This is a genomic window from Herbiconiux sp. VKM Ac-2851 (assembly GCF_013205105.1).
GTDB classification, from domain to species: Bacteria; Actinomycetota; Actinomycetes; order Actinomycetales; family Microbacteriaceae; genus Herbiconiux; species Herbiconiux flava.
This window is the reverse complement of the sequence record NZ_JABMLJ010000001.1, coordinates 1,000,688-1,014,029: the sequence shown is the minus strand read 5'-3', so window position 1 is coordinate 1,014,029 and position 13,342 is coordinate 1,000,688. Positions and strand designations below refer to the sequence as shown.

16 protein-coding genes are annotated in these 13,342 nt (G+C 73.7%); 12 read left to right on the top strand and 4 right to left on the bottom strand.

The genetic code is table 11. The annotated features are described in order from the left end of the window. Window positions 1–22: 22 nt before the first annotated feature. From HQQ85_RS04790 to HQQ85_RS04750, 9 genes are all read left to right on the top strand, one after another. Window positions 23–472, top strand: a complete 450-nt coding sequence (locus tag HQQ85_RS04790; protein WP_173181328.1) for a hypothetical protein — start codon at window positions 23–25, stop codon at window positions 470–472. A gap of 79 nt (window positions 473–551) precedes the next feature. After that, window positions 552–1,220: a DUF6766 family protein gene (locus tag HQQ85_RS04785; protein ID WP_173181327.1), complete on the top strand. Its 669-nt coding sequence runs from the start codon at window positions 552–554 to the stop codon at window positions 1,218–1,220. Between the two features lie 34 nt (window positions 1,221–1,254). Then, window positions 1,255–2,616 (top strand): NAD(P)/FAD-dependent oxidoreductase, encoded by a 1,362-nt coding sequence (locus tag HQQ85_RS04780; protein ID WP_173181326.1) that lies wholly within the window; start codon window positions 1,255–1,257, stop codon window positions 2,614–2,616. A 65-nt stretch (window positions 2,617–2,681) separates the two neighbouring features. Next, on the top strand, window positions 2,682–2,939 hold the full coding sequence (locus tag HQQ85_RS04775; protein WP_173181325.1) for a hypothetical protein: 258 nt from the start codon (window positions 2,682–2,684) through the stop codon (window positions 2,937–2,939). Window position 2,940: 1 nt separating this feature from the next. Next, complete coding sequence (locus tag HQQ85_RS04770; protein ID WP_173181324.1) at window positions 2,941–3,720, top strand: alpha/beta fold hydrolase; 780 nt, start codon at window positions 2,941–2,943, stop codon at window positions 3,718–3,720. Further along, window positions 3,717–4,391, top strand: a complete 675-nt coding sequence (locus HQQ85_RS04765; protein ID WP_173181323.1) for an alpha/beta hydrolase — start codon at window positions 3,717–3,719, stop codon at window positions 4,389–4,391. The genes HQQ85_RS04770 and HQQ85_RS04765 overlap by 4 nt, the downstream gene beginning before the upstream one ends. Further along, window positions 4,388–4,750, top strand: coding sequence for a hypothetical protein (locus HQQ85_RS04760; RefSeq protein WP_173181322.1), 363 nt, complete (start codon window positions 4,388–4,390; stop codon window positions 4,748–4,750). Before HQQ85_RS04765 ends, HQQ85_RS04760 begins: the two co-directional genes overlap by 4 nt. Window positions 4,751–4,830: 80 nt before the next feature. Next, window positions 4,831–5,088: a hypothetical protein gene (locus HQQ85_RS04755; protein WP_173181321.1), complete on the top strand. Its 258-nt coding sequence runs from the start codon at window positions 4,831–4,833 to the stop codon at window positions 5,086–5,088. Between the two features lie 130 nt (window positions 5,089–5,218). Then, entirely contained in the window at window positions 5,219–5,830 is a 612-nt protein-coding gene (locus HQQ85_RS04750; RefSeq protein ID WP_173181320.1) for a hypothetical protein, read from the top strand. 71 nt (window positions 5,831–5,901) lie between these two features. Here HQQ85_RS04750 and HQQ85_RS04745 read toward each other — a convergent pair whose 3' ends face one another. Together HQQ85_RS04745 and HQQ85_RS21440 are read right to left on the bottom strand one after the other, a co-directional pair. After that, window positions 5,902–7,173, bottom strand: a complete 1,272-nt coding sequence (locus HQQ85_RS04745; protein ID WP_173181319.1) for a M18 family aminopeptidase — start codon at window positions 7,171–7,173, stop codon at window positions 5,902–5,904. A gap of 22 nt (window positions 7,174–7,195) precedes the next feature. After that, window positions 7,196–8,392, bottom strand: a complete 1,197-nt coding sequence (locus tag HQQ85_RS21440) for an NAD-dependent epimerase/dehydratase family protein (RefSeq protein WP_173181318.1) — start codon at window positions 8,390–8,392, stop codon at window positions 7,196–7,198. A 159-nt stretch (window positions 8,393–8,551) separates the two neighbouring features. Here HQQ85_RS21440 and HQQ85_RS04735 point away from each other — a divergent pair, with 159 nt between their 5' ends. Together HQQ85_RS04735 and HQQ85_RS04730 are read left to right on the top strand one after the other, a co-directional pair. Next, window positions 8,552–9,196: a hypothetical protein gene (locus HQQ85_RS04735; protein WP_173181317.1), complete on the top strand. Its 645-nt coding sequence runs from the start codon at window positions 8,552–8,554 to the stop codon at window positions 9,194–9,196. 81 nt (window positions 9,197–9,277) lie between these two features. Beyond that, window positions 9,278–10,069 carry a PhzF family phenazine biosynthesis protein gene (locus HQQ85_RS04730; RefSeq protein WP_173181316.1) on the top strand — a complete coding sequence of 264 codons (792 nt, stop codon included), beginning with the start codon at window positions 9,278–9,280 and terminating at the stop codon, window positions 10,067–10,069. A 90-nt stretch (window positions 10,070–10,159) separates the two neighbouring features. Here the strand turns inward: HQQ85_RS04730 and HQQ85_RS04725 are convergent, their stop codons facing one another. Further along, entirely contained in the window at window positions 10,160–11,656 is a 1,497-nt protein-coding gene (locus HQQ85_RS04725) for an MFS transporter (RefSeq protein WP_173181315.1), read from the bottom strand. Between the two features lie 106 nt (window positions 11,657–11,762). On the opposite strand from HQQ85_RS04725, the gene HQQ85_RS04720 reads away from it, so the two are divergent. Then, the gene (locus HQQ85_RS04720) at window positions 11,763–12,401 is read left to right on the top strand and encodes a TetR/AcrR family transcriptional regulator (RefSeq protein ID WP_173181314.1); all 639 of its coding nucleotides are present in this window, start codon (window positions 11,763–11,765) and stop codon (window positions 12,399–12,401) included. A 109-nt stretch (window positions 12,402–12,510) separates the two neighbouring features. Here HQQ85_RS04720 and HQQ85_RS04715 read toward each other — a convergent pair whose 3' ends face one another. Continuing rightward, window positions 12,511–13,326 carry an SDR family NAD(P)-dependent oxidoreductase gene (locus HQQ85_RS04715; RefSeq protein WP_173181313.1) on the bottom strand — a complete coding sequence of 272 codons (816 nt, stop codon included), beginning with the start codon at window positions 13,324–13,326 and terminating at the stop codon, window positions 12,511–12,513. Window positions 13,327–13,342: the final 16 nt, after the last annotated feature.

The following is a 13,342-nucleotide window of genomic DNA, read 5'->3' as shown; positions in this document are numbered from 1 at the left end:
GCCCGCGAGTATGGTCACGGCCATGAACGGTGCCTCGACCTCGCACCGCGCCCTCCGCCCGGCGGCACTGGCCGCCCTGGCCGGCGCGGCGCTGCTGCTCGCCGGCTGCGCGGGCGGCACACTCTCGCCCTCGGCCGACGACGCCGCCCGGGTCGCCCAGGAGTTCTCGGCGGCTGTCGCCGCGGGCCGGGGCGCCGACGCGTGCGCACTGCTCGTGCCCGCCGCCCAGGAGCGGGCGGCCGAACTGGCCGGACCGACGAGCGGGGGCGGATGCGCGGCCGGCGTCGTCGCGCTCGCCCTCCCCGACTCGGGGCCGGTGCTCCATCAGCAGGCCTCGGGCCGGGCCGCCTTCGTCGAGCTCGAGAACGACACGGTCTTCCTGGCGGTGTCGGGCTCGGCCTGGCGGGTGCGCGCGGCGGGTTGCGTCGAGCAGGGCGACGCGCCCTTCGACTGCGTTCTGGAGGGCAGCTGATGCGCGCCGTGTTCGTCGGCTACGTCGCCGTCATCGTGGTCGGACTCGTCGCGATGTTCACGATCGGGCTGCTGCAGCGATGAAGCGCTTCGTGCGGGAGAACGGACTGGCCCTCGGGTTCGGTCTCATCTTCGTGCTCGCGCTCGTCGGTCAGTCCTTCGCCGGTCACGCCGCGTTCAACGACGAGCAGGTGAGCGCGCAGCTCGAGCCGATCGGCTACCTCGCCTACGTGACCTCGTCGAGCTTCGCCGCCGACGTGGCCGAGAACTGGCAGTCGGAGTACCTGCAGTTCTTCCTCTACATCGGTGCGACGATCTGGCTCGTGCAGCGCGGGTCGCCGGAGTCCAAGGAGCTCGGCGACGAGGGTCCGCAGTCCGACGCCGAGCAGCGGGTCGGACGCTACGCCGGGCCCGACTCGCCCCGCTCGGCCGCGGCCGAGGGGCTCCGTCAGGTGCTCTACTCGAACTCGCTGCTGATCGCGATGGGCACGATCTTCGTGCTCAGCTGGCTCGCGCAGTCGGTGGCGGGTGTGGCCGCCTTCGACGAGCAGCAGATCACCGACCTGGAGCGCCCGGTCACCTGGGCCGAGTACCTGCTCGAGCCCGACTTCTGGAACCGCACCCTGCAGAACTGGCAGTCAGAGTTCCTCGCCGTCGGCAGCATGGTCGCGCTGTCGATCTACCTCCGGCAGCGGGGCTCGCCCGAGTCGAAGCCGGTGGGAGCGAGCCATGCCCAAACAGGCACCTGAGCATCCACGACCCGATCACGAGAAGGAGACGACCATGAGAACAGGCGGAATCGCCCGCGTGCTGATCCTCGGCGGCGGCTACGGCGGCCTGATGGCGGCCCGGCTGCTGCAGCGGCACACCGACCGGGACCTCGAGGTCACCGTCGTCGACCCGAACACCTACATGACGTACCAGCCGCTGCTGCCCGAGGTCGCGGGCGGGCACGTCGCCCCGCGCGACGTCACGGTGCCGCTCGGCCGAACCCTCCGCCGCTGCCGGGTGCTCCAGGCCTCGGTCACGGGCGTCGACTCCGGCTCGAGGAGCGTGTCGCTCCGCGCGGCCGACGGCACCGAGTCGACGCTCGGCTACGACGAGCTGATCGTCGCGATGGGAGCCATCTCGCGGGTCTTCCCGACGCCTGGGCTCCAGGAGCACGGCATCGGCTTCAAGACGGTGGAGGAGGCAGCCTTCCTGCACGACCACGTGATCGAGCAGGTCGAGCGCGCGGCGGGCACCGACGACCCGGCCGAGCGCGCGAAGGCGCTCACCTTCCTCGTCGTCGGCGGTGGCTACACCGGGGTCGAGGGGCTGTCCGAGCTGGCCGACCTGAGCGTGAAGGCCGTCGCCCAGCACGACCGACTGTCCCGCACGGACATCCGCTGGGTGCTCGTCGAGGCCCTCGACCGGGTGGCTCCCGAGGTGGGCCCGGAGCTCTCCCGCTGGACCCTCGGGCACCTGCGCGAGAAGGGCATCGACGTGCGGCTGGAGACGACGGTGAAGAGCGTCGAGGACGCGGTCGTCGAGCTGAGCACGGGGGAGAGCTTCGCCGCCGGCACCGTGATCTGGACGGCCGGGGTGCAGCCGAACCCCGTGCTCGACGCCACCGACCTGCCGCGCGGGCCGAAGGGCCACCTGATGGCCGACGCCTCGCTGCGCGTGGTGCGCGAGGACGGCACGCCGGTCCCCGGCGTCTGGGCCGTCGGCGACATCGCCCAGATCCCCGACCTCACCGCGGAATCGCAGCCCGCCTACTACCCCCCGAACGCGCAGAACGCGATGCGGCAGGGCCCCGTGGCGGCCCGTAACGTGCTCGCCGACCTGGCCGGCCGGGAGCCCGAGGAGTACCGCCACGTCTCGCTCGGCACCGTGGCGAGCTACGGCATCGGCGACGGCGCCGCGAACATCAAGGGAGTGCGCCTGAAGGGCCTGCCGGCGTGGCTGGCCCACCGCAGCTACCACCTGCTCGCCCTGCCCACCCTCGGCCGCAAGACCCGCGTGCTGCTCGGCTGGATCGCGGAGGCCGTGGCCGGCCGCGAGCTGGTCGCGCTCCCGGCGGTGCGCCACCCCAAGCGCGCCTTCGACGGGTCGTTCAAGGCGCTCGCCGCCGCGGCGGCGAAGAAGCGGAAGTCCTCGTGAATCCGGTGCGGCAGCTGTTGTCAAGGCCCCCGGTCCTCCCCGGGCGGCGTCGTAGGGTCGCACGCATGAGCCGTCTCGCCCCCGCCACCGTCGACGTGCACCTCGTGCAGACCTCCGTCCTCGAGTGGGAGGTCAGGGTCGATCCCACCTGGGACTGTGTCGGCTACATCACGCGCTGCCCGGACGGCTACGAGGCCATCGACGTGCTGCCGCCCTACGAGGTGGTGCTCACGACGGAGCTCGACGACGCCTTCGACCGCATCAGGGACACCCTGACGACGGGCGACGCGGTGGTGGCGGCCTACACCGCCGCCGCCGGCTGACGTGCCGGAGTCCTCCGTCGCGCCGGGCGACCCGCCCGCCGTCGTCATCCTGCACGGGATCGGCGTCTCGCACCGCTACAGCGACCGGCTGCAGGAGGAGCTCTCCGACAGCCGCCTGACCCTCTCGTTCGATCTGCCCGGGTTCGCGGGCACCCCGCGCCCGCCCCGGCCCTTCTCGGTCGCCGACCACGCCGAGGTCGTGGCCGCCGCCCTCGACGCCCGGGGCTTGTCGGGGTGCACCGTCGTCGGGCACTCCATGGGGGTGCAGTTCGCGCTGGAGCTGGCGCTCCGCCGACCCGACCTCGTGGGCGCCCTGGTGCTGATCGGGCCGGTGACCGATCCGGCACGGCCCACGGCGTGGCAGCAGGCGCTCGACCTGGCGGCCGACACCTTCTGCGAGCCGCTCGGCACGAACGCGATCGTGGTGACCGACTACCTCCGCACGGGGGTGCGCTGGTTCTTCACCGAACTGGGGCCGATGCTCTCGTACCCGACCACGGAGGCGGTCGCCGCCGTGCAGGCGCCCGTCCTGGTGGTGCGCGGCAGCCGTGACCCGATCGCCCGGGCGCCGTGGTGCCGGGAGCTGGCCGCGGTGGCGGCCGACGGGCGTCTGCTGGAGGTGCGGGGTCACGGCCACGTCGTCCAGCGCTCGGCCGCCCGCACGGTGGCGGCCTCGATCGAGCAGTTCGCGGCCGAGTACGAGCGCGCGCACGGGCCGGCGGACACGCACGCGCCGGCGCACGAACACCGACCCGGACGCGCGGCCGGGGTGCACGGGTGACGGGCCTCGTCGCCCGCGCCCGCTGGTTCGTCGAGGACTACGCCACCGCCGCCGGCCTCCAGCTCGCCGGGATGGCCTCCCGCTCCGACCCGGCCGACTTCCAGACCGGCACCGAGCGTCCGTGCATCGTCATCCCCGGGGTGTACGAGACCTGGCACTTCATGGCGCCGGTGATCGAGGCGCTGCACGGCCGCGGGCATCCGGTGTTCGTGATCGAGGCCCTGCGCCACAACCGCCGGCCCGTGATCGACAGCGCCGGGGTGGTCGCCGACTTCGTGCGGCAGAACGGCCTCGACGACGTCTTCATCGCCGCTCACAGCAAGGGCGGGCTGATCGGCAAGTACGCGATGCTCGAGCTCGACCCCGACCGCCGTCTCGTGCGGATGGTCGCGATCGCGACGCCCTTCTCGGGATCCCGCTACGCGGACTTCGCGCCGAACCGCACCCTGCGCGCCTTCCGTGCCAGCGACCCGCTGACCGTGCTGCTCAACAAGGAGGACCGGGTCAACGACCGCATCACCTCGGTCTTCGGCGAGTACGACCCGATCATCCCCGAGTCGAGCGTGCTGCCCGGTGCCGAGAACGTGAAGGTTCGGGTCGGCGGGCACTTCCGGGTGCTCCGGCACGCGACGACGCTGGCGGTGACGGTCGAGGCGGCGGCCCGGCCGTGACCCGCTACCTGGTCGCGCTCGCGGTCGACGCGCTCGGCACCACGGTGCTGGCCCTGCTGGCCCTGCCGACCGGCTCGACCGCGCTGCTCGTGCTCGCCGCGACGTCCGTCGCGGGTCTGCTCCTCGCCGCCCTCGGGTTCGGCGCGTGGCGCGAGGCCGGGCGGCCGTGGCTCGCGCGCGGGCTGCTGCTCGCCGGGCTGATCGTCACGACGGCCGGATGCGCGGCGGTGCTCCTCGGCGCCGTCGGCCTCGCGCATCCGCTCGCCCTGCCCGCGGCCCTGGGGCTGCTGATCGCCGGCGACCTGCTGAGCGTGGTGTACCTGCGGCAGCTCGGCCGGGCTCGCGGGTACGCCGGTTGAGCGGGTTTGTCCAGCCTCCTGGCGAGCCCCCGTTCCGGGGGGTTTGCTGGAAGGAGACCGCGCCCTTGGAAGGACGACCCATGACCACCCTCCGCCACCGCATCCTCTCCCTCTCCGCCGCCGCCCTGCTCGCGGGCGGGGCCGTCGCCGGGCTCACCGGCTGCGACGCCGACGCGCAGACGCCGTACCCGGAGCGCACCTCGTCGGGAACGCCCGTGGCCCCCGACGACGACATCACGCCGTCGCCGTTCCAGTCCTCGACCCCGACGCCGGCCGAGTCGGACTTCCCGACGCCCGCCCCCACCTCGAGCGACGAGTCGGGCACGCTGGACGGCTAGCCCCGGCTCTGCGGCTGGCCCCGGCCGTGCCGCCGGCCGGGCCTTGCGGCTCAGTGGCACCGCGGGCGCCGGTCAGCCGGCTCCGATGACGCTCCGGTAGCATCGGGCCGTCGAGAACGGAAGGGGCCCGATGCCCGAGGACCGCGCACCCCGCGACCCCCAGCTGCCGAGCCGGGAGCCCACCGCCGCCACGGCCCTCGACGGGTTCCGGCTGCTGCCGCGCCGGAAGCTGCCCGTCATCCCGCCGAAGGGCGAGCCGTGGGCCGGACTGCTGCGGCCGGCGACGCTCGTCTGGCTCGGGATCGGCATCGTGCTCGTGGTGGCCGTCGTGATCGGTCTCACGACCTCGCGGTCATCCGCTCCCACGACCCTCGAGGGGGCGACCGCCGAGGCCTCGGCCCAGGCCGACGAGCTGACGGCCACCCTGCCGGCGCCGCCGGTCTCGGTCCAGGACTCTTCGGTCGTCGAGCCGTGCGTCGACGAGAGCGACCGCCAGCAGTACGAGCTCGAGCGGGTGCTGACCCTGGCTCCCGGGTTCGACCCGGCGGCGTGGGCGGCGAGCGTCTCCGACTCGTACGAGGCGAAGGGGTGGAGCGTCGTCACGGAGGCGCAGGGGGAGGACGGCGGAACGAGCATCCGTCTGATCGGGCTGAACCTCGTGCCGCTCACCGCCATCGTCTCGCCCGGCGACGACGGCACGACGGTGACGCTCCGCAGCATCTCCCGCTGCGGCACGGCCTGAGCCTCAGGCTCCGGCGCGTCAGGCCCTGGCGCCGCGGCGTGAGCGACGAGGCCGACAGCACGGCCTGAGCCTCAGGCTCCCGCGAAGAACGCGCCGATCGCCGCCGACAGCGCCACGAGGTCGTCGACGTGCGCGAGCTCGCGGGCCGAGTGCATCGACAGCAGCGGCACCCCGACGTCGACCGTGCGGATGCCGAGACGCGTCGCCGTGAGCGGCCCGATCGTCGACCCGCAGGGCACCGTGTTGTTCGACACGAACTCCTGGAAGTCGACCCCGGCCCGCTCGCACGCCCGGCGCCAGAGCGCGGCGCCGCGCGCATCCGTCGCGTAGCGCTGGTTGGCGTTGATCTTCAGCAGCGGACCCCCGCCCGCGACCGGCCGGTTCACCGGGTCGTGCTTCTCGGGGTAGTTCGGATGCACGGAGTGCCCCGCATCGGACGAGAGGCACCACGAGGCGGCGAACGCCCGTGCCCGCTCCTCCTCGCTCGCGCCGAGACCGACCTGCACCCGTCCGAGCACCTCGGCGAGCAGCGGACCGCTCGCGCCGGAGCGTGACTCGGAGCCGAGCTCCTCGTGGTCGAAGGCGGCGAGCACCGAGACCGTGTCGCCCTCGAGCCCCACCGTCAGCAGGGCCGCCAGGCCCGCGTGCACCGAGCTGAGGTTGTCCATCCGCCCGGCGGCGAACAGCGCTGAATCGAGCCCGAAGCGGGCCGGCGCCGCGGTGTCGGCGGTCAGGATGTCGTAGCCCGCGACCTCCTCGACCTCGACCCCGGCCGCCCGCGCGAGAATTCCGAGCAGGTCGGCCTGGCTCGCGTCGCCCACCCCGAAGACCGGCGCGGTGTGCCGCTGCCGGTCGAGGGTGAGCCCGGTGTTCGCGTCGCGGTCGAGGTGGATGGCGAGCTGCGGGATGCGCAGGAACGGCCCCGTGCGGGTGAGGTGCTCGACGCCGTCGCGGGTGACGAGACGCCCGGCGAGCTCGAGCTCCCGGTCGAGCCAGGAGTTCAGCAGCGGGCCGCCGTAGACCTCGACGCCGGCTTGCAGCCAGCCGTTCGAGCCCGTCGTCGGCTTCGGCTTCAGCTTGAAGCCGGGGGAGTCGGTGTGCGCGCCGAGCACCCGGAACGCACTGAGCGCGGTCGCGCCCTCGGGCACCACCCACGCGATCACGGCGCCGTCGCGCACCACGACGTAGCGGCCGGGCTCCCGCGGCCACTCGTCCGCCTCGGCCAGAGCCGTGAAGCCGGCCTCGAGCAGGCGCCGCCTCGTCTCGGCGGCCGCGTGGTACGACGACGGCGACTCCCGGATGAAGGCGGCGAAGTCGTCGATGTGCGAGGCGGTGTCGATCATCCCCCCATCCAACCATCCGCGGTCACTGCCGCAGCCGCTCCAGCACGCGGCGCTCCTTCTCGGGGGAGAGCCCGAGCGACGGCCGGTCGGCCCGCTGCGGCGGCACACCGCCGCGCTCGCCGAGCCACGCCCAGGTGTCGGCGACCGTCTCGGCCAGCGGCCGGAACGCCAGCCCGGTGGCGAGCGCCCTCGACACGTCGGAGCCGTGCAGGGCGTCGTGGTCGGGGCCCGCGGGCAGCCACACGGGCAGCTCGATCCACGGCTCGACGCCCTCGGCGAGCAGCACGTCCTCGGGCGCCCAGGTCAGCTGCACGGCCGGGCCCGTTCCCGCGACGGCGGCGCAGGCCTCGAGCAGCTCGCCCATCGTGTGCCGGCCGACGGGACTCACCGCGTCGACCGCGAGACTCCGCCCCGCACCAGCCACTCCGGGGTCGATGACCCTCGCCGCCGTAGGGCCCGCCACCCCCGCCGCCGTCACAGCAGCCCCCGCCACCGGCACAGCCGCCGCCGCCCCCGCCACCGGCACCGCAGCCCCTGTCTCCGCGACCGGCACCGCCGCCGGCAGCCCCAGCAGCCACCACGCCAGATCCCGCGCATCGACGTACTGGATGCCCGCCCCCGCCGCGCCCGGAGCCAGCACCTCCCCGCCCCGCGCCATCCGCGTGAGCCACCAGGGCAGCCGCCCCACGTTCTCCCACGGCCCGAGGATCAGCCCGGGCCGCACCAGCAGCCCCCGCGCGCTGAACGCCTCCTGCACCGCCCGCTCGCCGCCCGCCTTCCGCCCCGCGTAGTCGCCGTCGTCCTCCTCGGGAACCGGCACCAGCGCCGCCGTCTCGTCCGCCCCCGCGCCCGGCTCGGCGTACACCGACCGCGACGAGACGTAGCAGTACCGTTCCGCGACGGGCTCGAGCAGACGGGCGCTCTCCCGCACGACCTCCGGCTCCCACGACCAGGTGTCGACGACGAGGTCGTAGCGGCAGCCCTCGGAGGCGGGGGCGGCGAGCTCGTCGCCGAGGGCGCGGGAGGCGAGCTCGTCGCCCAAGGCGCGGGCGAGAGCATCCGGAACGCGCCGGTCGGCCACGAGCGACCTCGCCCCCGCGGGCGCCGGCTGCCGCCCCCGGTTCACGACCGTCACGTCGGAGCCGCGGGCCAGCGCGGCCTCGACGACCGCCCGCCCCACGAACTCGGACCCACCCAGCACCAGCACGCGTTCGACCATGCTGCGAGTCAACCCTCTCCGGCCGCCCCGATCCACCCTGTCTGCCGACGGCAGAGCGCCGCGCGCGCCCGGCGGCCCGCGTGAAGCTGACGGTCGGTTTCGTGGGCTACGGTCGTGGGTCGGAGCGATCCGCCGAGCGGCGGACCGGAGAGGGAGCGGATGCACAGGCGAGGGGCGGGCGCATCGATCGCCCTGGGGCTGACTGTCGTCGCGCTGGTGCCGGTGCTGCTGAGCGGATGCGCGGCGAGCCCCACGGCGGCCCTGTCGCGCATGGCGCATCTCGACCAGGGCACCCCGGTCTCCGAGCACGTCGTGCCGCCCGTCGTGCCCGACGTCGACGCCGACCTCGTCGACTCCAGCGTGCGTCTGCTCGCCGAGCAGGACGGCACCGCCTTCTGGGTCGGAGCCACCTCCGCCGACGACATCTGCTTCATCGCGGCGCCGGCACCGGCCGATCTGCTCGCGACCCCGTCGCCCACGCCGCCACCGGCCGGTGCGGGAACCGTCGGCCCGGGTGCGACCCCGACGCCCTCGGCCTCCGCCTCGTCATCTGCGGCGGACTCCGCCCCGGCAGCCGTCTCGGAGGGCTTCGGGCCGCCGACCACCGCGGCGCCCAGCCTGCCGGTGCCCTCGCTCACCGTGTCGCAGCCCGAGGCGGTGTGCCTCTCGCCCGACTCCTTCGGCTCGCACGGCGCCACTCTCCGCCTCGGCGCGGAGGGCACCCGCGTGTGGCTGCACACCGAGTACATGACGGTCGGCACGGGCTGGGTGTCGATCGCGCAGAACATCGCAGTCAAGGCCTGATCGCCCGGTCCCGCGCGTGCCAGGCCACGAGCCCTGCGGTGGCCCCTTGAGGGCCCGCCTCTGCGCGACCACACTCGAGGGATGAGCACCAGCCTCCCCGTCGACGTCGTCACCGTGTTCACCGACGAGAGCGGCGGCCACGGCAACCCGCTCGGCATCATCCGCTCGAGTGAGCGCACGCGGGGCGCCGAGCAGCGGATCGCGACCGGCCTGGGCTTCAGTGAGACGGTCTTCCTCGACGAGCTGGTCGAGCGCGGCGGCGGATCGGGCGCGGCTGGCGGATCGGGCGCGGCCGGGGGAACGGGTGAGGCCGGGGTGTCGGCGGTGGCCAGGGCAGCGACGGCGGTCGCGGGTGGCCGCCGGGCGCGCATCCGCATCTTCAGACCGGCGACCGAGCTGCCCTTCGCCGGCCACCCCTGCGTCGGAACGGCCTGGTGGCTGGCGCGGCAGGGCACCCCCGTCGTCGCCCTGGACACCCCGGCCGGCCCGGTGGCGGTGCGCGACACCGGAGACCTCGTCTGGATCACCGGCCGCGCCGCCTGGGCGCCCGACTTCGCCTTCACCCACCTGGACTCGCCCGCCGAGGTCGACGCGCTCGACCCGTCCGGCTTCCCGGACGGGCGGCACTACGCCTGGGCGTGGATCGACGAGACCGCCGGTCACCTGCGGTCACGGATGTTCGCCCCCGCGCTCGGCGTCCCGGAGGACCAGGCGACCGGCTCGGCGGCCGTCGCGTTGACCGCCCGCCTCGGCCGCGACCTGGCGATCGACCAGGGCCTCGGCTCGCGCCTGCTCACCCGAGTGCTCCCGGGCGACGACATCGAGGTGGGCGGCCGCACCGCGCCCGCGGAGCCCCGCACCCTCGACGTGTGACGTCGCGGCGCTCGGCCCCGGATGCGCGAAGCCCCGCACCCGCGACGTGTGACGTCGCGGCGCGGGGCTCCGGTCGTGCGGCTCGGGAGCTCAGTGCCCCATCGCGGGCGCTGGCTCGGCCGCGGTCTCGCCGGCCCGCTCCTCGGGCACCGCGACCCCCACGGTCACGCCCTGCCCCTTGCGCCGGAACAGCAGCGCCGCGATCACGGCGCCCACCGCGAAGAAGCCCGCACCCCACCAGTAGGCGGTGGCGTAGCTGTGCACGGCGGCCTGCGCGGCCACCTCGGCGGTCGCCGGCAGGTTGTCGGCCACGTAGTTCGCGGCGGCGGTCGCCGCGAGGGTGTTGAGCAGCGCCGTGCCGATCGACCCGCCGACCTGCTGCGAGGTGTTCACCATGGCCGAGGCCACCCCGGCGAACTGCCGGTCGACCCCGAGCGTCGCGGTCTGGATCGACGCCGGCATGATCGTGCCCATCGCGAGGCCCAGCAGCATCAGCGGCGGCATCACGTCGAGCGCGTACACGGCGGTCACGTCGAGGTGCGTCAGCCAGACCATCCCGAGCGCGGCCAGCGTCATGCCGATCGGCACCATGACCTTCGGCCCGAACCGTGGCACGAAGATGTTCGTCGACAGCTGCGCCGCCGTGATCAGCAGCAGGATCATCGGCAGGAACGACAGCCCCGTCTGAATGGGCGTGTACCCGAGCGTCGTCTGCAGGTAGTACGTGACGAACAGGAAGATGCCGAACATGCCCGCACCGGCGATCAGCACCGAGCTGTAGGCGGCCCCCCGGTTGCGGTCGAGCACGATCGAGAGGGGGAGGAGCGGATGCGCGGCCCGCCGCTGCCACAGCACGAACGCCACCAGCAGCACGACGCTCGCGCCGAGCATGCCCCAGGTCAGGGGCGAGTCCCAGTCGTTCGTCTCGGCGCTGGAGAAGCCGTACACCAGGGCGAACAGCGCGGCCGAGACGAGCACGGTGCCCGGCAGGTCGAGCTTCGGGCGGGCGCCCTCGCGCTTCGGCGTGCTCACGAAGATCACGGCGCCGACGATCGCGATGATCGCGATCACGACGTTGATGTAGAGGTTCCAGCGCCAGCTGAAGTTCTCGGTCAGCAGTCCGCCGAGCAGGAGGCCCACGGCCCCGCCGGCGCCGGCGATCGCGCCGAAGATGCCGAACGCGCGCGCCCGCTCCTTGGGGATCGTGAACGTCGTGGTGAGCACGGCCAGCGCGGTCGGGGCGAGCAGCGCGCCGAACACGCCCTGCAGTGCGCGGGCCGCGACGAGCAGGCCGAAGCTGTCGGCGGCGCCACCCAGGGCGCTGGCCGCGGCGAAGCCGATCAGGCCGATGATGAAGGCGCGCTTCCGGCCCATCAGGTCGGACAGGCGGCCGCCGAGCAGCAGCAGGCTGCCGAAGGCGAGGGAGTAGGCGGTGACGATCCACTGGCGGTCGCCGTCGGAGAAGCCGAGGTCGGCCTGCGCGGAGGGCAGGGCGATGTTCACGACGGTCGCGTCGAGCACGACCATCAGCTGGGCGAGGGCGACCGTGGTGAGGGTGAGCCAGCGGCGCGATGAATTTTCAGGCATGGTGGGACTATATACGGAACCAATCAGTTTCGGATACCATCAGTTCTGTAAATGTCGTGAAACAATCAGAGTGTCCGAACCGACGCCCGAAGGAGGAGCTGCGACGATGCCGCTCGACCTGATCGACTCCACGCCCACGCCCGCTCCTGGCCGCCCCGGCCGCCGCCGCGACCACTCCCGCGACCCCGAGATCCTCGACGCGGCCATCGAGGTGCTCGCCGAGGAGGGCTACGACGGCATGACCATGGAGATGGTCGCCGCCCGCGCGAAGGCCGGCAAGGCGACGCTCTACCGCCGCTGGCCGTCCAAGGGCGAGCTCGTGGTCGACGCGGTGGCGTGCATGAAGTCGCGCGACCTCGACGTCGACAACCTGCCCGACACGGGCACCCTCCGAGGCGACCTGGTGGCGATGATCAAGCCGCGCACGCTCGAGGAGGCCGACCGCAAGATGCAGGTCATGGCCGGCCTCATGTCGGTGCTCTCGCGCTCGCCCGAGCTGGTCGACGCCATCAACTCGGCCATCGTGGCCCCCCGCGCCGAGGTCAACCGGCGGCTGCTCGAGCGTGCCGTCGCCCGTGGTGAGATCTCGGCCGACGTCGACATCCCCACCATCGCCCTGGTCGCTCCGTCGATGACGGCTTACCGCCTGCTCGTCACGCAGCGCCCGGTCGACCGCGAGTACCTGTTGTCGATCATCGACGGCGTGGTGCTGCCGGCGGTCGGCCTCTCCGCCCCGCGCGCCTGAGCGGACGGCCCACCGGCGACGCGCCGGCTGTCCGTGATGAGGTGTCGATCGACGGATGCGCGACCGGTGGTTCTCCGGGCGCCCGCCGCACGGGCATCCGCTCGCTCTGCTACTCGGCGAGAAGCGCTTCGGTGTGCTCCCACAGCGCGAGCGCCGCAGCCGGATCGTCGGCCCCACGCCGGATCGCCGCCGGCGCGCGCTTGACGTAGTACCCGCCGCTCTGCCAGTCGATGCCGGGGGTGCCCGCTGCGAGCCAGACGAGCGTCTCGGCCCCCTGCTCGGGAGTGCGCAGCAGCCTCTTCAGCACCGAGGTGTAGACCAGCCGCAGGGCGCTGTTCGTCTGCCCGGCGAAGCTCGTCGACACCACGCCCGGGTGGAAGGCCGCCGCCGACAGGCCCTCGCCGTGGAACCGCCGGTGCAGCTCCCGCACGAACAGCAGGTTCGCGAGCTTGGCCGTGCCGTAGGCGCGCTCGGGCCGGTAGCCCTGTCGTGCTTCGAGGTCGTCGAAGTCGAAGGATCCGTAGCGGTGCGCGATGCTCGAGGTGGCGATCACGCTGGCGCGGCTCTCGATCAGCCGCGGCATCAGCAGCTGCGTCAGCAGGAACGGCGCGAGGTGGTTCACCTGCAGCGTCAGCTCGTGCCCGTCGACGGTCTCGGTGCGCGGGCCCATGATGCCGCCGGCGTTGTTCGCCAGAACGTCGATGCGCTCGTAGCGCTCGAGCAGGGTCGCGCCGAGCTCCCGCACCTCGTCGAGCCGCGAGAAGTCGCTCAGCAGCCACTCGGCACCCACGGACTCGGCGACCGCCCGCGTCTTCTCGGCCGACCGCCCCACGACGACCACGGTGTGCCGCTCGCTCAGGGCCCGCGTCGAGGCCGCCCCGATGCCGTCGCTCGCGCCCGTGATCACGATGATCTTGCCTGCCATGCGCCTGCTCCCGGTT